Origin of the sequence: Thalassomonas sp. RHCl1, assembly GCF_947387555.1 — a bacterium.
Classification (GTDB): domain Bacteria; phylum Pseudomonadota; class Gammaproteobacteria; order Enterobacterales; family Alteromonadaceae; genus Thalassomonas.
Map to the genome: position 1 here is coordinate 954545 of NZ_CANDNZ010000001.1, position 22201 is coordinate 976745.

A 22201-nucleotide genomic window follows, 5' to 3' on the forward strand; every position below is an offset into this window, starting at 1 on the left:
TGGTGGTTTCATGCATCTTGATGGGTGAAAAATTGCCCCGTTATGGCTTCTGCCCTCGAGAAACTCAACAAAAATGGGATATTGATATCCTTTGCTGACAATTGCTGGCAAAATTAGCCTAATTTAGGGTTAGTTTCTCACGGTATGATTTCTCATCAAGATAAATGTGTTTTTGTTCATTTGCCAAAAGCGGCTGGGCAAAGTATCGAAAGTGTTTTTGTTGCCCGCCATGGGCTTGACTGGCAACAGAGACAAGCCCTGTTATTAAAACCTAACTCTGATCCTGCGCAGGGACCACCACGGCTGGCGCATTTAACGGCGCAGGAGTATCTTGATTACGGTTATTTAACCCCGGGGCAGTTTCAGCAGTATTTTAAATTTGCTTTTGTGCGTAATCCCTGGTCACGTTTAGTGTCAGAGTATCATTATCGTCGTTTGCATGGTGATCATGCGTATCAACTTGATTTTAAAGCTTTTTTGTTTGGGCATTTTCCAACACCTGATTGTGATGATCATGTCCTTGGAAAAGATTATTACAGGCATGTGCTGCCGCAATGGCGTTTTTTATATGATGAGCAGGAACAATGCCTGGTTGACTTTATCGGTAAGTTTGAAACTTTACAGCAGGATTTTTCCAGGGTTTGTCAGCTATTAAATATTCCTCCGCAGACCTTACCCCATAAAAATAAGACACTGGCGTCAGGGGTTAAGCAGAGGATAAAGCAAAAAATGAAAAGTATTTTTCCGTGGATGGAGAAAAAGCGGCATTACACGTGCTTTTTTGATGAAGAGTCCAGGGATTTTGTTGGTGAACTATATAAAAAGGATATCGAACTTTTCCAGTATCGCTTTGGAGCCGAATAAATTAATTTCCCTGCTTTAAAATAATCTATGAATCTAATTAATAAAATAAAGCTGCTGCCATCGAGATTTTGGGCAAATCCGGATAATAAAGAAATATTGTCGGCTTCGGCGGTTATCTTGACTTTTAAGGTTTTTACCGCCGTTACCGGTTTTTTGGTCAGTGTGGTGATCACCCGGGCTTTAGGTACTACGGTGGCAGGATATTACTTTTTTATGTTATCGGCGATAGCTTTGCTTGGTAGTATTTCCCGGCTGGGTTTAGATCAGGCCATTGTTCGCTTTATGGCGGTTGCTAATGCCGGCGGAGAAAGAGGAAAGATTAAACTGATTTTTTCCTGGGCTTGTCGCTGGACCTTGTGCACTTCCTTGCTGATGTCTGCGCTCTTGTATGTTTTTTGCCAATTCTTTTATGCCCGGGTCTTTAATGATGGCGGTTATTTAATGCCGCTGCTTATCGCTTGCCTGGTGCTCCCCCTCAGTAATTTATTTACGGTGATATTGCAAAGCTTTCAGGGAGTGAAACAAATTGTTTCCTTTGCATGGCTAAATGGTGTCGAGCGGCCGATAAACCTGTTGGGGTTATTATTCATCATCTTTGTTTTTGGGGCTATTGAGCTTGAACAAGCATTACTGACTTATCTGCTGGTCAATGTTTTAGTGGCTTTACTCGGTTATTTTTTGTGGCAAAAATATCAAAAAGAAACGACTGAGCGCGAGAGTATACTTGCTGCGGCGGATATTAAAGTGAAATTGTGGCATAGCAGTATGTCTTTATGGGGGGTTGCCTGTCTGTCTATAGTGATGGGACAAGGAGCCCAGCTTCTTACCGGGTTCCTTTCCAGCCCGGAGCAGGTTACCTATTTTGCCGTGGCCAACCGGGTTGCGTTGTTAGTCGCTTTTATGCTTTTAGCTGTTAATGGTATCTTATCTCCGAAATTTGCCGAGCTTAAAGCAGACAATCGAAGTGAACGTTTGCAAAGTGTTTATCGTTCTTCCACCGGTCTGATGTTGCTGTTGACCACGCCTTTTATGGTGCTTGTATTTATTTTTGCACAAGAGATCCTGTGGTTATTTGGAAATGAACTGCAACCGGCAGTGAAGATACTCAGGCTGCTTATTGCTGCTCAATTTGTTAAGGTAGCCGTGGGTTCGGTAGGGCAATTATTGATTATGTCCGGTTTTGAGCATAGTCAGCGCCGGAATTTACTTTTGGCTGTGGCGATACTTGTATTGGTGGCTACTTTACTGATCCCCGTTTGGGGAGCTTTGGGTGCAGCTATTGCCGTATTTTGTGCCATGAGTTTCAACAATGTGCTTGGCTTATGGCAAGTCTATAAAAAATTAAATATCCGGTTGTTTTAACAGAGAGTAAATCGTATTGCTAACTAAAAAAATAAGGGCACTTAAGAGCTACCTGGATGCCCATCGGCGGTTAATCGCCCGTTATAAAGCCGCGGACAGCGTATTTATCTATCAAATGGGCAAGGTAGGCTCGACATCATTAGAGCACTCTCTGGCGAACGCTGTGCATGTGCATGCTTTTTATTCGCAAAACCATACTTGCCCGGTAAGACTGCAGGGGCTGGCTAAATTTGGCATACGTCATATTTTCTACCGAGCCAAGCAGGAAGTTTTGAACTACCTGTTGCGCCGGGCATTTAAGCAACGTAAGAAAACCAAGATCATTACTCTGGTACGGGAGCCGGTGGCGCGAAATGTTTCGATGTTTTTTCATGATTTAGATGCTTATTTATTTGCAGCTTTTACCAATTGTGTTAATAGTCGTGCAAAACCCTTAGCTACACGTTCCCAGGGAGCGGATTTGTTGATGGAGGTTTTTAACCAGGAGTTTAATCATCAATACCCGCTGGACTGGTTTGAGCAAGAGTTTCTTCCCATGACAGGTATTAACATTTATGAGCATCCGTTTGATAGCGAACAGGGGTTTGCCCATATTGTCCAAGACAATATAGAGTTATTATGTATTCGTACCGATAAGTTGGCGCTTTGCGGTGATGTTTTGGAGCAGTTCTGTGTCCAGCCGGTTGAGCTGTTAAGTCGTAATGTGGCTGAACGAAAATGGTATGCAGACGTTTATCAGCAATTTTTACAGCAATATCAGCCTGATGAGCAACAGCTGGTAAATATATTCAGTGATAAATTTTCCCGGCATTTCTTTAGTGAGCAAGAGCTGAAAGGCCTTGTGACTAAGTATTCAGCTACGCAGTCTTAATTTTAATGTCAGCAAGGGAGCCTTCAGTTGTTTTATCGCCAGGGAGCGCGACCTCACTCTTGGGGTTTACCGCGGGGGCTTTTAGTTGCTATTAAATTGTTTTTATTATTAATAACGGATGTGCTAGAATTCGCCCCTTAATTTCGGGAGCTTTCGCCTATCTCTGCTTTATCGTAAAGGATTTTTAGGCTAAGGGAGCCCTGCGTGACGATGACTGTTTTTTCTGATACTAAGCTGATATGACTGAAACGAATATTGCGCCGGTGAAACTTGCCGGTGTTAAAGTACACCCTTTTGCTTCCGTTGATGAACTTCTTAATTGTGTCTTTAACTCTGACGGGGAAATTAGCCCGGGTATGGCGGTTGCCGTTAACCCGGAAAAGGTACTTAAAAGTCTGGAAGATGAAGAAACAAAGGCTATTTTAAACGGTGCAACCATAACCTACGCCGACGGCATAGGGGTGGTTAAGGCACTGGAGAGAAAAGTGGATCGTAAGCTGACAAAAATTGCCGGCTGCGAACTTTGGCTGGATGTGCTTAACCGCTCAAAAAACTATCATTCAAAGGTCTTGCTTGTCGGCGCCAGAGCGGAAGTCGTGAAAAAAAGCGCCGAGATATTATTGAGCCGAGGGATTAACGTTGTTCATTATATGGACGGATATTTTTCTGATGAGCAAGTAGTCCTTAAGGCCATTGAAAAGCATCAGGCGCAAATTGTTATCGTGGCTCAAGGCTCACCACGACAGGAAAAATTAATTAATCGCTTGCAACAGGTGCACCCTAAGGTGTTTTATATGGGCGTTGGCGGTAGCTTTGATGTGTTGGCCGGGCATGTCAAAAGAGCGCCGGCACTGTGGATTAAATATAATGTTGAATGGTTATACCGGCTGCTGGCCGAGCCGAAAAGAATCATCAGACAATTTAAGTTGCTTAAATATGTCTATTTATACCTGCTTAACCGCCTTTAACTGCCCTGAATGAATATTTTAATTGTCTCTAATATGGGACCTAAGCCCTCAGCGCCATTACAAGGGCAGTTTGTTGATAAGCAGGTCGAGCGGCTTCGGCAGAAGTCGCCGACTATTGATTATTTTAACTTAAGCTGGAATGGCGACAGTATTTTTCACCGTGTGCTTAAATACCCGGTATACTTCTTTCAGTTTTTTATACGCTATCTTTTATCAGCTAAAAAAATTGATATCATGCATATCCACTTTTATTTTCCGACGATTGTTTGCGGTGTTCTTTATAAATTACTGCGCAATCCCGGAGTTAAGATTGTAGTCACCTGTCATGGTAGTGATATATATGCTTACCAGCCACCCGGAGTTGTTTATCGCTATCTGTCCCGTTTCGTGAACCACTGGTTTTTTACTTCTGAGAGCTTGTACCATCGTTTTTTTCGCAAGCTTGATAATAAAACTATTTTATCTGCCGGGTTCGACGATGAAGTGTTTGCCCGCTCACAAGATGAGGGAAATAAAAAATTTGACTGTTTATTTGTTGGAACGCTAGATCACAATAAAGGAGTTGATCGTTTAATTGCTCTGGCAACCAAGATGCCAGATATCCACTTCGGCGTTGTTGGTGCGGGAATGCTGGCCGAGCAACTCCGTCAGTATGCAAGTAAATATAATAATTTAACTTTGCTTGGCAGCAGGTCGGCCACTGAACTGGCAGATATTGTTAAGGCCTCCAAATTCCTGATCTCACTTTCCCGTAATGAATCTTTTGGATTGGTTATTGCCGAGGCTCATGCTTGTGGTATACCCTGTATTGCCACAGAAACAGACGGTTCGCTAGAACAGCTTGAAGACAGTCCGTACCTTATCGCTCAAGGGGGCCTTGATGAAGAATCGCTTATCGAGCAGTTAACGGAGAAAATTCAGCAAGCTTTAAATTTAGTTATATCGGACTACCAAGACTTACAAGTTCAAGCTGTTGCTAAAGCAGCAAACTATTCATTGAGTAATGTTATTAGCGTGATAGAAAGTCAATACAAAGCTCTATATTGTAGCCAATCAAGTGGTTGTAAAAATGTACAATAAAACGGTCGGCATTTATATGCCAACTCATAATCGAGTTGAACTATTAAAACAAGCGGTTAATTCTGTTCTGGCACAGAGCTATCAAAATTTTAAACTGGTCATTGTTGATGACGGTTCAAGTGATGATACTTACCAGTATCTGTCTTCGTTAACGGATGAACGCATCAGCTTTTTACATCATACAAGCCCGCAAGGGGCTTGTCGTTCGAGAAACGAAGCGATTGCAGCTCTTGAGACTGAGCTTGTAACCGGACTTGATGATGATGATAAGTTTTTACCGCATCGGTTAGAAGACTTACTCAGCGCTTACAGTGACAATTATGCTTTCATTTGCAGTGGTTATTATTGGAATTACGGCGCCCATAAGAAGGCCTTGTTTAAAAATAATCAGCAGATATCGTTATCGAATGCATTTGATTTGAATCAGTGCTCTAATCAAATATTGGTTAAACGGGAAAGGTTGCTGGGTGAAGGGGGGTTTGATGAGAATATCCCGGCCTTGCAAGATCATGATCTCTGGGTCAGGTTGATCTCTAAATATGGTCCAGCCTTTCGTATTGGTAAATCTTCTTATATTGTCAATGACGATCACAGCATTGAACGTATTTCTTCATTAAAAAATAAGCTACGGGCGATTGAGATATTTGAAGAAAAACATGGTGCGCTCATGAAAGTGCGTAACAAAGAAAACTTTTTGTTTTATAAAAAGAAAGTCAAAGGCGAAAGCTTTACTTTCATTGATTTGTTGAAATCGAGTCGTTACGGGTTATTCGGGTTGAAATTGCGTTTTTATTTTTCAGGTTATTTCAAAGGATTATCTAGTGCCCGGCTTAATTATCTGCAAACAGGGGATGTGAGTAAAAGTATCTCTCAATACTTATTGAATTATTTAAAATCCTTTAAAGGAATTGTTTTTTCTGCTCTTGTATTTGCCCTTATTTGGTATTTTTTATTTGCAAATCATTGACATCAGGTTATTCATCTCTGTTTTTTCTTTATTGCTGATACAGAGTTTGCGTTGTGAATATAGTTACTTTGCGATTTTATTTTAATAAAAAAGGTTAAAAAAATGTCTCCGATTACTCCTGGTTTGCTCCTTCAATGGTTTATCAAAGATATTAAAAAAATTATTCTGTTTTCGTTGCTGTTTGCTGCAATTTCAGTGGTTTATTCACTTAGTTTACCCAATACATATTCTTCAAGCGGTAAGGTTGCCTCAAATTTATCTGATTCAAAATCCATGGGGGGAGCACTTTCTAATTTGGGCGGTTTAGCATCCCTGGCCGGAGTGTCACTTGGCGGGGACGGCTTATCTCCCGAAGTTTTAAAGGAAATGCTCAATTCGACTTCTTTCCTGGCGTCGTTTATTAAAGCCTATCAACTTGAAAAAGAGATCATGGCCGCTGAAAGTTATGATCCTGTTGCAGATACATTTAGCTATGATGAAAAAGTTTATGACATTAACAGCGAGCAATGGGTGAGGGATTATAAGTTTCCGCAAAGCTTAATTCCTGACGGTACCGAATTAGTGGAAAAGTTTAAAGAAAATTTTCGTACAGACTATGACAGGAAAACTAAATTAATCTCGCTTAATTTTACGTCTTTATCGCCGGTATTTTCTCAAAGGGTGTTAAATGATCTGATTTTCCATTTTAATAATTATCTTCGGAAAATTGATGCTGAAGACTCAACATCTAATATTAAATACCTTAAGGAGCAATTAGGAAAATCAAGCTACAGGGAGGTCAAGGTTGCTTTACAACAGATAATGGAAGAGCAATATAAAAAATTGGCATTGGCGGAGACCCGTGAACAATATGCCTTAAGGGTGATAGAGTCACCTATGATGGCTGCTAAAAAAAGTGGCCCAAAAAGAGCCTTTATCTGTATTGCTATAACATTATTCGGCACCCTGTTCAGTATTCTCATTTTATGGTCGGTCAGAATTTTTAGGCTGTAATTTAGATGACTGAAAATGTAACTAAACTCGGTAATTTATTTTCTTTATATAAATATGCCTTGGTGCTGACTGTCGCAATTTGCTTATTTTTCATTGCCCCGCTGACAAAGCTGTCCCTGGTACCGAGTTTCGTTGATGAAGCGATATTGTTCGGGCTCTTTCTTTTTACGGCATATAAGAGCAGAACAGACAAGGTTGTCCGTTATGTCTTTATTTTATATCTTACTTTGTTCGCCTTCTTTGTGGCGATGAGCGTTTCAGCCCTTTCATCACGCGGATTAACCGCGGTATTGCTGCAGGTTTTTATTCATTTAAAGTACATGTTATTTTTTGTCTTTTTTTGGGCCTTGTTTGGGCCCAAATATAGCTTAAAGTTTGCTTATTTCATTTTAGGGGTAACCGTTCTTTTTTTAGTGATCAATGTTTTGACGGGGAGCTGGTTTAATACGCTGTTGGATACCCCGATTAATTTGCGTTCAGGGGGAGCACGGCCTATAGGGATCCAGGCGGATACCGGTAGCTTAGGAACTACATTTGCGTTGCTGGGTTGTCTGTTTATCTGCGGCTTAAAGTCTGTTAGTCGAAGTTTTAAAGTTGTGTTGTTGATTATAGCGTCGGTATTTATTCTAGTGGCCAGTACACGTACCGGCCTGATTCTGTTACCTCTTATCGTACTCTGGTGGTTAAGAGATTCATTTAAGTCTTTTGTGATTGCCATCTTGTTGGTTATTTGTGCTGCTTTGGCCATGAAGTCGAGTAATTACATGGATGAAATTGTTGAAATAACTATAAACAATGTCGAATCGACGATAGATGATCCTGTGGCTTCTTCCTATATCAGGGGCATAATGATTTTTTTCTCTTTTGAATTGGCAAATGACAGGTTTCCCCTTGGCACCGGGGCTGCGACTTACGGTACAGTTATGTCTGATAATAGTGATGTCTATGCTGAAATAGGCTTGCAAAATAGCCGCTACTTCGTTGATAAAGAAGGTATTTATGACAGCAATTTTGCCAGTTTATTGGGAGAGTTTGGCTATTTTGGTGTGATATTGTATTTTGTGTTTTTTTATAAAATGATAAAAGCGCCAATAAAAAATAGTGCTTTGTATTGCAGCGAAGGTGAGTTTCGTTTTGTGTTGTTTTTGCTCGTGCTCGCGCATGCGATTACCACGCCTATTTTTATGAATACTTATCCTGCGTTTATTTTGGCATTAGTCATGGTTGCCTCTTACCATCATCAATCAGCTGCCGAGTCGAAAATAGAGGAATAATTAAATGCTGTCTGCTATCGCTCGTGCATTTGAAAAAATTAATATATTCCTGCTGTCTCTTGTTATCGCCACTCTCTTCGGTACGCAAAGTTTTGCAACATTTGCGGTTGCCATGTCCTATGCCCTGATTATTTTCAGCATTGTCGAGCTAGGCGGGCAACAGCTTTATACTTATTTTAACCGTGAAGTGAGCGAGTTAACGCCAAAATCACTGAACGGTGCCAAATCTGTATTGTTTATGTTGCTGCTTCCCTTAGTGTTTCTTTGTGAGGCTTGGTTGTTGACCGGCTTGCTTGCAATAGCCTATTTTATAGAGTCTTTAAGTAATTCTGTTCGGTATCAACTTTTTCAGGGGCATTTTCATAAAAAAGAGGCTTTGCTTTATCTAAGTGAACGGTTAATTTGGCTTTTAGTCATAAGTACTCTTTATGGTGCTAATTATTTTTCTTTAGCTTTTGACCTGTCCCTTACCGAGCTTTTTGTCTTCTTCTGTGTGCTTAAATGGGGATATTTTATTTTATACTGCCGGTTAAGCAAGGGCATGGCAGTTAACCACAGATTTAATTTTAATCGTCAGCTTTATGTAAACTTATTGAAGCACGGGAAATATTTTATTATCTCTGCATTTGTTGCCTCTGTATTTATGCAAGTTGATATTCTGGTTTTTAATTGGTTGGGAGCCAATGAGCAGGAAATTGCTCTGATTTCGGCTTTTGTACGCCTGGTTACTGCAACCTTTTTTATTTCAACGGTATTGCAGCAGTATATTTTACCAAAATTTGACCGACTGCAGAGAGATGCAGTACTGTTTTCACGTTATCAAACATATATCAGCTATTTTGCTTTTTTTCTTACCTGCTCTCTTATGGCGTTAAGCGATTTGTATCTGTTGATTTTTTTTGGTGGAAAAAATATTGCGGACGGCTTACCGCCCTACAGCGGTTCTTTTATTTTATTATTGGTTTTTTCCAGGTTTTGTCGTGATCCCATTTCCTTGTACCTGGGGCAAAATAACAAGAATAAAACTAAGGTGAAAATTCTGGCCGGAACTTTGCCGCTGAAAGTGTTGACGGTTGGCCTATGTTATCAATTTTTTGACATTGCAGCCGGAATTATTGCCATTGTCATTTTTGACGCCTTAGTTTATTGGTTCTTCAGGTATTACACGGCTTTTCGCAATTGGGATAAGAATTATTTAGCAGGGGTTTTCCTTTTATTTTGTTTCTCATTTGTTGTAGTATACCTCCCCTTATTTTCCCGCATAGCGATTGCTGTTATCGGGTTAACGCTAGCCTATTTGTTTTTCTCTAAAGTGACCAAGCCAGGAGTTTTGTTTAAATGAAATTAAAGAAAAGAAAAAACATTCTTTTTGTCAGGCATTTTGGGGTTATTAGTAATTTAGGCGATAAACTTATATCTGAAGCTACTGAAGAATATCTTCAAGAGCTTTGCAAGAGTGAAAATGTTAACTATAGAACGGCTTCTTTTATTCCGTACACCCAATTTGGCAAGTCGAATATTATTAACTTGATCAAAGGTTTTTTCTTTGGTATTCGCCAGGCCTATAAAGCCGATCGTATTGTGGTCATTGGCGGGAACCTGATCATTCCCAATAATACTAAGTTTTCCCTGTGCTTCTTTTATTATTATATCTTGGCTAAAGTTTTCTCCGCCAAGTTTTCTACTTTTGGCTTGGGGGTGAGTGACTCTAAAGGCCGTCGTACATGGCGGAGCAAGCTCTATCAGAAAGCATTGACTGGCAGTGATTATATCGGTGTCAGGGATGAACATAGCGTTCAGGCGCTAGCGAAAATCATTAGTAGAAATAAAGCGGCTGAAAGTGTGCGTTTATCTCATGATTGTGCCTTTTTATTCAGGAAAAAATATTTTTCAGGCTCCGGTATCAATGGGGCGACGGCAGTGATCCCCATTAATTATTATTCCGCGACTTGTAATGAAAGCGTAGTGTCGCTGTCAGAAAGTGAATATGTCGATTTTCATGTTGACTTGCTTACCGAGTTGAAAAGCCAAAATTTGAATCCTTTTCTTTTATGTACAGACAATGGTGATGTCGCTTTTGCAGAAGTAATTAATAAAGGGTTAAATTTAAAAATATGTACACCCCAGGAGGTTGGTCTTCTTTTTCAGCAACTTGATTCTGTGGATGTTATTGCGGCGAGAATGCATGGTATAATAGCCTCTTTACTTTCCGGCAATTATGTTCTGGGTTTGAATTGGCAGCACAAGGTGAAATCTTTATCAGAGAAAAAGTGTCTTTCTTTTTCTTGTGTTGATTTTGAGAAAGAAAATATCCCCCGATTGATCGATGAATTGACTGCGTCAACTCGCTCTCAAATTTGTGAAGAAAACATTGAACAGTTATCCGATGAGCTTAATCAAGCATTGTTGACCTTAATCAAATTATAAGAATCCCCTTTATTTTCGGCTTGGGTAAAGTTGGGTGCCTCAACCGGGCAATCTATAAAGCAAGTTACTTTCTTTATAACTGTTCACACCCGGCAGAAGACTATGTAGAGTGTCTTATGCCGGGAAGTCATATCTATAGTATTCGCCCTGAAGCTTACATGGGTGGAGCATGAAAGCTGTTTTATTATGACGTTAGCCTTTCATGTAATGATTTTTTAAAGAGGCATAACTGCCTTGTGGTCGATTTTGTTTGCTAACCGTTATGGGGGAGGATTTTGCTCAATCGAACCGCCGTCCTGGATGAGCCAGCCCAGGCTTTCGGTTAAAATATCTCTGAAGCTTTGAGAGAAACTGGAATAGGTGCTATTCCCGGCAGAAAACTCAACATTCGCCTGCAGTGCTTGTTGGCTCCATCCCATGAGCAAGGCATCATAATTTACCGTGGACAGTTTGGCGTTTGCAAACATGTTGCTCATCTCTTTGACTGCAGAGATATTCCACGCGCTTATATCCTGATCAAAGCTTGAGGCGTTATTAAACATACTACTGGTACTGGCGACCTGCGATACGTCCCAGTTGCTTAAGTCCTGATTGAAGCTGTCGGCACTGCTAAACATCCAGCTCATATCGCTGACTTGAGAGACATTCCAGTTACTTATGTCCCGGTTGAAAGCACTTGCACTGGCAAACATACTGCTCATGCTGATGACTTGAGAAGTATCCCAGTTACTTAAATCTTGATTGAAAGCATTGGCAAGAGAAAACATAGCATTCATATTGGTGACATTTGAGACATCCCAGTTACTGATAGCCTGATTGAAAACTCTGGCGTAATTAAACATGCGAGCCATGTTGTTAACACCGGAAACATCCCATTGACTGAGATCTTGGTTGAAGGCAATTGCGTTGCTAAACATATGACTCATATCTGTGACGGCAGAGACGTCCCATTGATTGAGAGGCTGGTTAAAATCTCTGGCGTTACTAAACATTTTACTCATGTTGGTAACTTGAGATACGTCCCAAGTGCTTAAGTCTTGGTTAAAGGCTGTGGCGTTAGCAAATATGCCGTGCATATTAGTAATATTCGAGACATCCCAGTGACTGATATCCTGATTGAAGGACCAGGCCCAGGAAAACATTTCACTCATATCGGTAACAGAAGACAAGTCAGGGGCATCCGTAGCATTAGAAACCAGGTAATGGCAATCAGCAAAAGCACGTTGCATTGATTGCCATTTGATATCTCCCCATTGCTCTAGCGATCGTAATTTATTGTGGTCACTGTGATAGACCACTAAATCTTCCACTATTATGTTTAAAGGCTCAAAATAAAGGCGGGGAAAGTTGCCGCTTATTGCTACAGTATAAGTGCCGGGGAGGGCATAGGCATGTATGATGTCACCGGTAACATGCTCATCAGTTGTGCCATCCCCCCAATCTACCTGATAATCATAGCCCGCTCCCTTCGTACTTATCAAAATTTGGTTGGCTTGAGAAAAGGCATTGCTGACATCGGTTTTCCAGGTGGTGATAAAAGCCCGGGTTTTTGAAACAATAATGAGGCGACTAACGCTACTGATGTTGCCGGCATTATCTGTTGCAGTATAGGTAATGGTATAACGGCCTATACTGCTGCTGTTGACCTGACCTGAAATGCTGACTTCGAGGTTTCCGTCGTTTTCGTCGGTTGCGATTGCTCCCTGCTCACTGTAATTTTCATCCAGGATTAAGTTAATGGTGCTGTGACCGTTGAGGGTTATAATGGGAGCAGTTATATCTGGAAGAGGGAGAACTGTATTTTCATTACTGCTGCCACAGGCACTGATTAGAATCAGCATGCTGGCCATGAGCAGTGTTATTGGCAATTTGATTAGCCACATTTTGATTTGTTTCCCTACATTATTTCCATAACAGATATCACATTATGATAAAAATTTGTCATGCATTTGGGAATACTTTTCTTAAGTCTTTAATTTACCTCTCGGGTGAACAACTGATGAGCAGATAAGCGGCCGGCTTGGCAAGCCTGCTCTTCTTTGGAGCTGGCAGGATAAAATTGATGCGAAAAAATAGAGAGATAATAAAGAGACGCTAGGACGTAATGAGTGTTAATTTTATGTTGGTTTTTTTGCTAAAGGTGTTGCTTTTATGTTTCTTTGTTGTTTTTTTTTCTTTGCGTTTTAGTTATAATTTTGGCCTTTGCCAGTTTTTTAAATGAATTATTTTATTTATAGTGTTTTTTTCTGTATTGCCTTATCGGGTTGTGGGGGGAGTAGTGGTCATCAGACATTACCCGAGCCTGAGTCATTGTCCGCGTATCAGGATGAAATTAGCTCGGTTTGGTCTGAAAAGGTTGAAATTGATGTCTTAGCCAATGATGACTTTACCGGTGCTGTAGAGGTTATTATTGTTCAGTCCCCGGTTTACGGGGAGTTGTCCATTGAGGAGGGGAAGGTTTTTTATACCTCATACGATGAACAAAGCATTGAAGATACTTTTTCGTATCATTTACAGCAAAATGATATCAAGTCAGCAACTGCCAGTGTTTCTGTTCACTTAAAATTAATTAATCGTGTGGTTGCGCTTGAACGGACAGTAAATGACACCCTTGAAGAAGGTAATTTTTATCCCTTAACTATTTTATTAGCAGAGCCTGTGTTACTGGATACCCGGGTTTGGATTAAGCGCTATATCAACGGCCTTTTGGATGACAGTTTTCAGGAACCCGAAATTATAGTGGCAAAGGGGCAAGATATTGCGACTTTTGACTATTTGCTTGAAGTTGAAGAACAGGCTGGTGATTATGAGCAAGAGCATGTGTTAATTGCCCATTTAGCTGATGAAATTATACCGAAAGCTAAAATAACTTATCGCTCGCTGGGGACACCCGAACCTGCTTTATTGCACTTGTCAACTAAGTCTATTTGGTACAATGAAATTGAGTCCGCCCGAATTATCAATACCAGGGGGTTTAGCCTTAACTGGATGAATTTTCCTGTATGGACTATTCCTGATGCGCCTAATTGGAGTGAAAACCCTTTTGGTAACAATAGTTGGTTATTGTATTACCATTCGTTAAGTTGGTTATTTGCTTATGAATATGCTTACCAGCAAACAGGCAATAGTGAATACTTGGATGTGATCGGTGATACTTTGCTTGATTATTTGATTTCATCGCCAAGAACATCGCCCCAAAATGCCATGAGCTGGAATGATCATACGGTCGCCTGGCGCACCGAAAATTTAAGTTATTTTTATAGCCGTTATTTTAAAAAGATATGGAATGAAAGCCAAAAGGCGACCTTGCTCACCGGTATCAAAGAGCATGCGGATGAACTACGTAAGCTTCTGGATGATGTCAGGTTTATTGCCCATAACCATGGTATGTTTCATGCACTTTCCCTGTATAACTACTCTTATGCTTTTCCATTACAGAGTTCGGAATATGACTATCGCGTTAAGTCATTGCAACGCATTAATGAGCTTTATGGTGAAATGGTTGATGAAGAATCAGGTATTTCTGTGGAGCAATCGAGTAATTATCATATTGGGGCGATCAAACTATTTTCCGGCTCTAATGAACTTATTGGTGCTCTGTCCGGAGAATATGATCCTGGATTCAAAGGCAAGATTGAAAACATGGTTGATTTTGCCGCTCACCTGCTTTATCCCGATGGCAGCGCCCCGACGATGGGGGATTCAAATTACGGCGACAGCGGTTATTTAACCCGGCTAAACGCCCATATTACTGGTAAGGGAATTGAATCAGGCTATCTTGAATATGTCAATTCAAAAGGTAACAGCGGCTTACCGTTACTTGATGCTTATGCCTCAACCAGCTCAGGTTACGCGATTGTACGGCCGGAAATAAATTCCGCTTGGGAAGAGCAAATGGTGTTGTTTTTTGATGCCGGTAAAAAGCGATTTTCCCATGGTCATGACGATGCTTTAAATTTTACCTTGTTTGATAATACCGGGCCTGTGCTGGTCGACTCCGGCGGTCCTTTTATTTACAGTTCAACGCAAAGGGCTTATTACCGCTCCAAATATGCCCATAATACTTTGGTTATCGACCAGGAAAAAGAAGATCTAAATGATGCCATATTGCATGATGCACGTTGCCTTGAGCAATTTTGTTACGCCATAGGCCAAATCAGCCAAAGGGGCACTATCCATACCCGAGTATTACTGGCAAGTCGAAATGAGCAGGCCGATGTGTATGTCTTCGATCATGTCAATAGCGCCGAGACTCATGATTTTGAACTGATTTATCACTTTGCCGATGACAGCCAAATCCGCCAGGGGAGTGACAGCGATGAAATTACATTTGCGGGTAGGCGCTCGGCACAAATCAGCGTCATTGCTAATTTGTCCTTCGAACGCAGCTATTATCAAGGCGACGGGGCGGCTGAAGCAAATAATAAACAAGGCTGGGTGTCCCCTAAATATGCACAGGAAATTCCGGCGCCGGTGATCCAATATGCAGCACAAGGCAAAAATTATTGGTCATTAACCGAAATAAAATCCAGCACGCAAGACAGTCAGCTGGAATTTAGTCATGGAGATAATCCGGCAATATTCTCATTAACGGTCAATGATCTGGCGTTGACTATAGATCTTAGCGATGCCAATAAACCGGTTGTGACCGCCTTGCCTTAAGCTATTAAGCGTTATTAGCCGGGATGAAAACGAACGAGTGCTTTGTTGTTTATCCCGGAGCGTAATGTGTTAATATCTTTTTGAAAAATAATTGATTTATCTTTTATTCAGGTGTTATGGATAGCCGGTGATTTTCAGTGTGGTTAAAAAGCTGTCGATGTTGCTTATCGCCGGATTACCGACAATATGTTTACCTTTATCGTCTAAATACAAAATCTCTGTAATAGTATCAAGGAAAAGTTTACATGACGGTTTACCTCCCCCTTACCCTTATTTCCCGGCTCAAGCTGATATGGTTTGGCTTTACTTTGTGTTTTCTCCCCGGCAGTTTTGCCGAAGTACTGATGGATGAAAGTTTTGGTGTAAATGGCTTTGTGAAGACGAACATTTCGCTCGCCGATGACAGGATAGCCGGTGAGCATAAGGGTTACTCAATTCGACAGCAATCAGATGGTAAGCTGGTGATTGTTGGTAGTGTTACATCCTATCAATCATTCCTGATACGTTTAAACAGTGATGGCAGTTTAGACGAAACATGTGCGGGAGGTGGGGTGATGTTAAGCCCGTCTCCCAAGGGAGGTCTTAGCTATTTGCAAGTTTTTCAACAAACCGATAATAAATTACTGGTTGTTAATGCGTTGGGATTGCTTGGCCGGTTTAATGCTGACTGCAGTTTAGATGAAAGCTTTGGCACCAATGGTTATTTGGACACAGGTATTAGTATTGGTAAATCTTGGTCGGCAAACTCAAGCGATACCAGGTACAGTAACCTTTACCGTTTGATACAGCAGCCCGATAACAAGATATTGCTGGCAGGAGCTGACCAGGAACTAAACCAGGCAGCAGTTGTACGTATACTGCCAGACGGGAGCCTTGATAGCAGTTTTGGAGTTAATGGTAAGTTCATTTTGCAAGTCCAGGAAGCGACTTCCGGGAGCGGAAGTGAAATTTTTGCTATTTCTTTACAGTCAGATCATTATGCCCTTGCCATAGAGCAAGCTCAGCAGGGAATTAGCCTGGTTTACCTGGATAACGATGGCCTGCTGGATTCTCGTTTTGGTAGCAATGGGACAGTAGCACTTGACGCTGGTGATTATGAGCTGGTTAGGCTGCTTTCTGATGGCAAGCTATTGGTTTTGGGGAGGGAAAATAGTGATAACTATTATCTGGCCAGATATAATCTTGATGGTTCGCTGGATCCTGAGTTTGGTGAAGCAGGTAAGTTGTATGGGGCGCTCAATGACAAACCTGATGCGATTTTGCCACAACAAGATAATAAACTTCTTTTTCTGATCCGGCGTACCAGCCGTCATGAGACATTCCCTTATACCCACTATTATGCTGAGCTTAAACGTTTGAATATGGATGGTGGGCCTGATATGAGTTTCGGTGGACAGGGACTTGTAACTTATCAGTTGACCGAACATGATTACCTTGAAATAAGCGATATTATTGAACTGGCGGATCATAAATTATTATTTGCTGGGGCAGGTGGAAAGCAATTTACGAGTAACCTCTCTTCTGACACAATTGATGCGCTTATCTCTCGTTTTCATCCCGATGGCAGCCTGGATAATGACTTTGCAGAAAAGGGGCACTTTATTTCGGATCTCAGATATAAGGAAAGCCGGGATAGGGTTGGGCTACTTAAATTAGCATCAGACGGAAAAATCACTGCTGTTGGCTCTTCGGATACAGGAGAGGGGGTTATCAGTCAAGCGCGTTATCTGCAGACGGGTGAATTGGATGTAAATTTTGGCGCCGCAGGTATTTTAAATACCGGATTGGTGACCGATGATAAGGGTGTCTTTCTCCGTAAGAGTCATATCTATAGTATAAAATCTCAGTATGTGAAAAATGACGGGGTGCTTAGCGAGTATCATTTGACTAAATACGATAGTGAGGGAATTCTGGATATTGAATTTGCCGACGGGGGCTCCAGTATTTTCTCCTGGTCTGAGGAGATTTTTCATCCTTCCGACATTTTGGTGTTTTCCCAGTTAGTTGAAACCCCTGATAATGGACTGTTGCTTGGGGCATCTCGTTATATGTACGACTGGGACTCTCGCTTATTTAGTTCAGCCTTATTAATGCGCTTGGATCAACAGGGCAGGTTTTTGTACTTTTTTGACCCCGTCATTAACGATTCTTTTATAGTCTCTGTTCAACTACAGGCAGATCAAAAAGTGTTGATGTTAGGAGCTGCCGGCAGCAGTCAAGCAGGTTTTATTGCCCAATATTTACCCAATGGCGTTTTAGATCCAAGCTTTAATCACGGAGAAGTAATATATACGCCCTTTTTCAAACCTTCCGCCCAACTTGTTATTCAGCAAAACGGAAAAATTGTCCTCACCGCTGAGATGGATAATAACGGGCAGCGTGAATCTATTTTAGCCCGGTATAATAAAGACGGCAGTGTAGATACTGATTATGGAACTGACGGTCAGGTCAAGTTATCGACAGCAGAGGAAGGTCTATTTACGGCTAAATCCGTGATTGAACAGCCAGATGGCAAGCTGGTGCTGGCGGGAACCCGTTTATTTAATGACGTTAAGAACTTGTCGATGATGCGTTTCTTACCTAACGGAAACAGGGATGTGAGTTTTGGCCAGGACGGTATTTATACGCTGCCAGGCTCAGACAACGAACAGCTTACCAATGTATTATTGTTTAGCGAAGGCACTTTTTTTCTTGGTGGAGAAAGTGGTAATAATTTTGCCGTGGCGAAAGTTATAGACCATGGCTATCAAATGTTGGATAGCGATAATGATGGTGTAGAGAATAGTTTAGATACGGACGATGATGGCGATGGCATAGCGGATATTATCGATGCCTTTCCTCTGGATGCTGATGAAGGCCTTGATACCGATGGTGATGGCATTGGAAATAATGCTGATAATGATGATGATGGAGATGGTATAGCTGATGGGGTTGATGCTTTTCCTTTGGGGGAGGCACCGTCGCTAGTTTTAAGTGCCCCTGAGACAGTTTGGGAAAGAGGAGCAGGCAGGCCTGAGCTTTTCACCATAAATATCGCTCAACATGATAATGACGGTGATCAGCTTAAATGGTTCTGGCGACAAACTGTAGGTTCCAGTTTGCTTGTGCAAGAGTCAAAGTCGGCACTTACTTTTTGGCCACCGCTTGTGAGTGAAGACGAATATTACGGGGTTGAAGTTACCGTCAGTGACGGTGTTTACCAAACGAGTGAAAATATTAGCTTTTTAGTTAAAAATATCACCCCATTACCAGGTGTCGGCCTGTGCAGTGTTAGTCAAGTAAATGAAGGAGAGGAGTTGACTATAACTGCAGTGCTTTATGATGAAGTGGCAAGTGACTCCCGAACTCTGAGCTGGCAACAAAACAGTGGTTCGACCATGATAGACGTTAGTGAAGCTGGCAGTGAACTGACTTTTAATGCTCCTTATGTTGAAAGCGATGAATCTTATAATTTTCAGATCACCGTCAGTGATGGTCCGTTAAGTGCAACCGCGTCGGTTAATGTTTTAATCGTGAATACCAATACTGCCCCCGAGATTGTTTTAAAAGATAACCGGATCGATATTGCTGATAATGAGCTCATCGAGTATCAGGGGAAGTTCTATTTTGTGGCCGATGATCATGAGTCAGGGCAGGAGCTTTGGGTGTATGATGTTGCCACCGAATTGACTAATTTAGTGAAAGATATTAATGACGGTGCACAAGGCAGTGTTCCTCAAGGTTTTATTGTGTATCAAGATCTGCTGTATTTTTCTGCCGATGACGGTGTCCATGGCCGGGAACTATGGCGGTATGATGCTTCCACCGGAAAGGCTGAACTGGTTGCTGATATTAATCAAGGCGGTGAAAGTGGTTCTCCCCAGGAGTTAACTATTTATAACAACCGGCTGTATTTTTCTGCTGATACCGGTGTTGATATTGCAAGAAAAAGAGAGTTATGGGTTTATGACTTAACTACAGAATCAGTTACGGCGGTCACAGATTTTAATGTTCAAACCAATGGTTTTAATGAAGGTTATATTCAAGGGCTAACCGTTTATTATGGTCGTCTTTATTTTGCTACCAGTGGTCAAACTTTTGGACATGAACTCTGGGCTTATGATGATCAAACCCGGGAGACCTCATTAATTACAGATATCTGGTCAGGGCAAGGCTCAAGTTATCCGCAGGGTATGGTGGTTTATAACAATAAGTTGTATTTTTCGGCGATAAATAAAAATTCCGGGCGCAAGTTGATGGTTTTTGATCAGGCAACAGAGCATACCGAGAAAGTGTTGGATCTTGAAACTGGTCGCGACTTCTCTAATCCGGCGGATATGACGGTATATCATAACAGGCTTTATTATACCGCCTGGGAAAGCAGTAGCATGTCAAACCTCTGGCATTATGACGATAGCAGCCAAAAGGCTGAGCTACTCAGTGATGTTATCCCGCTGCAACGGGGCTATTCGGATAAAATGCTTACCGTTTTTAATGATAAGTTATATTTCTTACCGGCAGCCGAAGGTCTTATCGGGATTTGGCAATTTGATGACAGTAGCGGGAAGAGTGAAAATATTACCGTTAGCCAATCAACGAGTTCTGAAAGTGCTGGCCTGGCAGACATTAATGCTTACAGAGTCTATAACGATACCCTGTACTTGCTTGGTAATGACGGTGTACAAGCGAACCAACTTTGGCGTATCGAAAATGACTCTTTGCTATCAATTCCCGCACGCCTTGCGGTGAAAGAGGGGCAAACGGTGACTCTAGATGCCTCCGCCAGCTCAGATACCGACAGTGAGCTGTTGACATTCGATTGGCAACAAATTTCGGGGGCTGCCGTTAACCTGTCTGATAACAATGAAAACATACTGACTTTTGTGCTTCCTGATGTACCCGAAGATGAAGTGTTGGTATTTTCTGTTACTGTCAGTGACAATATAGAGTCGAGTGTTGCCCGGGTTGAGGTTCCCGTGATTCATTTCAATACGGCACCGACATTAATCCTAAGCAGTCCGGCAAGTGTTGATGTCGGACAGGAAGTCACTATCGTGGCAAGCAGCCAGGATAGTGATGGCGATAACGTAAGCTTTACGTGGCTGCAAAAATCGGGCCCTGCTGTTGCGGCAGTTGAAACCGCCGGCTCGTCCCTTACCTTTACCGCCGAGGCGGTGCCTGATATGGCTTATAGCTTTGAGGTTACTGTCAGTGACGGACTGTTTAGCACGACTGAAACCGTCACTATGACGGTGACCAATAAAGAAGAGTCAAAGGCTAATGCCAGTAGTGGAAAATCCGGTGGCTCTATGTCTACTATGTTGCTGCTGTTATTTTTATTGCTTTGGCTTAGGCAAGTAAGCCACCAGCACAGAGCATATTGTTGATCTCTTTGTTGTAATCACAGGGTGTCTTCTCATCGCGATATTTTCTTTTTTAAGGCTATTTAAGCCGGTGCATTTAACTGTTGTGATTAAATGCCCGGCTATTTTGGTGATGAGTTAATTAAAAAAGAGACGTGAATATGACTTTTTGTTAGACTTGCCGACTATTTTAAACTCCCGAACTCTTCGACAAGAATTATTTGCGTAGATCTTATTTCTGCAAGTTATTCAAGGTTTATATTGTTATTATGAAAGTGTTAACCGTATTTGGCACCCGCCCCGAAGCCATCAAAATGGCCCCTCTAGTGCATAAATTAGCTAAGGATGAAAGATTTGAGGCTAAAGTTTGTGTAACTGCACAGCATCGTGAAATGCTTGATCAGGTATTGGAGTTGTTTGAAATTCGACCCGATTATGATCTTGATTTAATGAAGCCCGGTCAGGATTTAACCGATGTTACCTGCGGAATTCTACAAGGACTTAAGGCCGTTTTAGCCGAGTTTACGCCTGGTTATGTGTTAGTACATGGAGACACGGCAACCACTTTTTCTGCAACTTTAGCGGCCTATTACCAACAGATTAAAATTGGCCATGTTGAAGCAGGGCTGCGCACCGGTAATTTATATTCTCCCTGGCCGGAAGAAGGTAATCGTAAATTAACCGGGACCTTAGCCAACCTGCATTTTGTGCCGACAACAAGGTCGCAGCAGAACTTACTCGATGAAAATGTCAATCCTGCGCAAATTGAAGTGACTGGCAATACCGTAATCGATGCCTTATTAGAGGTTAAAGGTAAGTTGGAGCAGGATGAAAATATCAACAAGGTGATGGCGGATAAGTTCAGTTTTCTTGATGTGGATAGAAAAATGGTATTGATCACCGGTCATCGCCGGGAAAGTTTCGGCGGAGGATTTGAGCGTATCTGTCAGGCTATAGCAGAGCTGGCAAATAAATTTCCCCAAGTGCAATTTGTTTATCCTATGCATTTAAACCCGAATGTCCGCGAACCCGTTAATCGCTTGTTGGCTGCAAAAGCTAACGTATTTCTGATTGAGCCTGCGGATTATCTGCCTTTTGTTTATTTAATGAACCGATCTACCGTTATTTTGACGGATTCTGGCGGTGTCCAGGAAGAAGCGCCTTCCCTTGGTAAGCCGGTATTGGTGATGCGTGATACCACTGAGCGTCCGGAAGCCGTGGATGCGGGAACGGTTAAGTTAGTGGGAACAAATGTCGAGAAGATTATCTCATGTGTCAGTGAATTACTGACCGATACTCAAGCATACGAAAAAATGTCCTTTGCCCATAACCCATACGGCGACGGACAAGCGTGTCAGCGGATCGTTGACGCACTTTATCTGCGAAAATAA

14 protein-coding genes are annotated in these 22201 nt (G+C 41.7%); 13 read left to right on the forward strand and 1 reads right to left on the reverse strand.

Annotated elements, in window-relative coordinates; all coding sequences use genetic code 11:
* The first annotated feature begins 144 nt into the window (after positions 1-144).
* The 10 genes from QL234_RS04335 to QL234_RS04380 all read left to right on the forward strand — a co-directional run bounded on the left by QL234_RS04335 (position 145) and on the right by QL234_RS04380 (position 10806).
* Positions 145-864 (forward strand): sulfotransferase family 2 domain-containing protein, encoded by a 720-nt coding sequence (locus QL234_RS04335; RefSeq protein ID WP_281556610.1) that lies wholly within the window; start codon positions 145-147, stop codon positions 862-864.
* A gap of 27 nt (positions 865-891) precedes the next feature.
* Entirely contained in the window at positions 892-2226 is a 1335-nt protein-coding gene (locus QL234_RS04340) for an oligosaccharide flippase family protein (protein WP_281556611.1), read from the forward strand.
* Positions 2227-2242: 16 nt separating this feature from the next.
* Entirely contained in the window at positions 2243-3097 is an 855-nt protein-coding gene (locus QL234_RS04345) for a putative capsular polysaccharide synthesis family protein (protein ID WP_281556612.1), read from the forward strand.
* A gap of 239 nt (positions 3098-3336) precedes the next feature.
* A complete protein-coding gene (locus QL234_RS04350) occupies positions 3337-4065 on the forward strand; it encodes a WecB/TagA/CpsF family glycosyltransferase (protein WP_281556613.1) in 729 nt (242 codons plus the stop codon).
* Positions 4066-4074: 9 nt separating this feature from the next.
* The gene (locus QL234_RS04355; RefSeq protein ID WP_281556614.1) at positions 4075-5145 is read left to right on the forward strand and encodes a glycosyltransferase family 4 protein; all 1071 of its coding nucleotides are present in this window, start codon (positions 4075-4077) and stop codon (positions 5143-5145) included.
* The gene (locus QL234_RS04360; RefSeq protein WP_281556615.1) at positions 5135-6112 is read left to right on the forward strand and encodes a glycosyltransferase; all 978 of its coding nucleotides are present in this window, start codon (positions 5135-5137) and stop codon (positions 6110-6112) included. Before QL234_RS04355 ends, QL234_RS04360 begins: the two co-directional genes overlap by 11 nt.
* A gap of 102 nt (positions 6113-6214) precedes the next feature.
* Entirely contained in the window at positions 6215-7105 is an 891-nt protein-coding gene (locus tag QL234_RS04365; RefSeq protein ID WP_281556616.1) for a Wzz/FepE/Etk N-terminal domain-containing protein, read from the forward strand.
* 5 nt (positions 7106-7110) lie between these two features.
* Complete coding sequence (locus tag QL234_RS04370; protein WP_281556617.1) at positions 7111-8379, forward strand: O-antigen ligase family protein; 1269 nt, start codon at positions 7111-7113, stop codon at positions 8377-8379.
* A gap of 4 nt (positions 8380-8383) precedes the next feature.
* Positions 8384-9721: a hypothetical protein gene (locus tag QL234_RS04375; RefSeq protein WP_281556618.1), complete on the forward strand. Its 1338-nt coding sequence runs from the start codon at positions 8384-8386 to the stop codon at positions 9719-9721.
* Positions 9718-10806 (forward strand): polysaccharide pyruvyl transferase family protein, encoded by a 1089-nt coding sequence (locus QL234_RS04380; RefSeq protein WP_281556619.1) that lies wholly within the window; start codon positions 9718-9720, stop codon positions 10804-10806. Before QL234_RS04375 ends, QL234_RS04380 begins: the two co-directional genes overlap by 4 nt.
* Before the next feature lie 260 nt (positions 10807-11066).
* Here QL234_RS04380 and QL234_RS04385 read toward each other — a convergent pair whose 3' ends face one another.
* Entirely contained in the window at positions 11067-12689 is a 1623-nt protein-coding gene (locus QL234_RS04385) for a BspA family leucine-rich repeat surface protein (protein WP_281556620.1), read from the reverse strand.
* Between the two features lie 334 nt (positions 12690-13023).
* Between QL234_RS04385 and QL234_RS04390 the strand changes: the two genes are divergently transcribed.
* From QL234_RS04390 to wecB, 3 genes are all read left to right on the forward strand, one after another.
* A complete protein-coding gene (locus tag QL234_RS04390; RefSeq protein WP_281556621.1) occupies positions 13024-15468 on the forward strand; it encodes a heparinase II/III family protein in 2445 nt (814 codons plus the stop codon).
* A gap of 245 nt (positions 15469-15713) precedes the next feature.
* Positions 15714-20834: an Ig-like domain-containing protein gene (locus tag QL234_RS04395; RefSeq protein ID WP_281556622.1), complete on the forward strand. Its 5121-nt coding sequence runs from the start codon at positions 15714-15716 to the stop codon at positions 20832-20834.
* Between the two features lie 245 nt (positions 20835-21079).
* Complete coding sequence (gene wecB / locus QL234_RS04400) at positions 21080-22201, forward strand: UDP-N-acetylglucosamine 2-epimerase (non-hydrolyzing) (RefSeq protein WP_281556623.1); 1122 nt, start codon at positions 21080-21082, stop codon at positions 22199-22201.

What these genes read in the sequence shown, in the direction of transcription:
- QL234_RS04335 (WP_281556610.1), top strand. Translation starts at nt 145, where the DNA reads ATGATTTCTCATCAAGATAAATGTGTTTTTGTTCATTTGCCAAAAGCG.
- QL234_RS04340 (WP_281556611.1), top strand. Translation starts at nt 892, where the DNA reads ATGAATCTAATTAATAAAATAAAGCTGCTGCCATCGAGATTTTGGGCA.
- QL234_RS04350 (WP_281556613.1), top strand. Translation starts at nt 3,337, where the DNA reads ATGACTGAAACGAATATTGCGCCGGTGAAACTTGCCGGTGTTAAAGTA.
- QL234_RS04355 (WP_281556614.1), top strand. Translation starts at nt 4,075, where the DNA reads ATGAATATTTTAATTGTCTCTAATATGGGACCTAAGCCCTCAGCGCCA.
- QL234_RS04360 (WP_281556615.1), top strand. Translation starts at nt 5,135, where the DNA reads ATGTACAATAAAACGGTCGGCATTTATATGCCAACTCATAATCGAGTT.
- QL234_RS04365 (WP_281556616.1), top strand. Translation starts at nt 6,215, where the DNA reads ATGTCTCCGATTACTCCTGGTTTGCTCCTTCAATGGTTTATCAAAGAT.
- QL234_RS04370 (WP_281556617.1), top strand. Translation starts at nt 7,111, where the DNA reads ATGACTGAAAATGTAACTAAACTCGGTAATTTATTTTCTTTATATAAA.
- QL234_RS04375 (WP_281556618.1), top strand. Translation starts at nt 8,384, where the DNA reads ATGCTGTCTGCTATCGCTCGTGCATTTGAAAAAATTAATATATTCCTG.
- QL234_RS04380 (WP_281556619.1), top strand. Translation starts at nt 9,718, where the DNA reads ATGAAATTAAAGAAAAGAAAAAACATTCTTTTTGTCAGGCATTTTGGG.
- QL234_RS04385 (WP_281556620.1), bottom strand. Translation starts at nt 12,689, where the DNA reads ATGTGGCTAATCAAATTGCCAATAACACTGCTCATGGCCAGCATGCTG.
- QL234_RS04390 (WP_281556621.1), top strand. Translation starts at nt 13,024, where the DNA reads ATGAATTATTTTATTTATAGTGTTTTTTTCTGTATTGCCTTATCGGGT.
- QL234_RS04395 (WP_281556622.1), top strand. Translation starts at nt 15,714, where the DNA reads ATGACGGTTTACCTCCCCCTTACCCTTATTTCCCGGCTCAAGCTGATA.
- wecB (WP_281556623.1), top strand. Translation starts at nt 21,080, where the DNA reads ATGAAAGTGTTAACCGTATTTGGCACCCGCCCCGAAGCCATCAAAATG.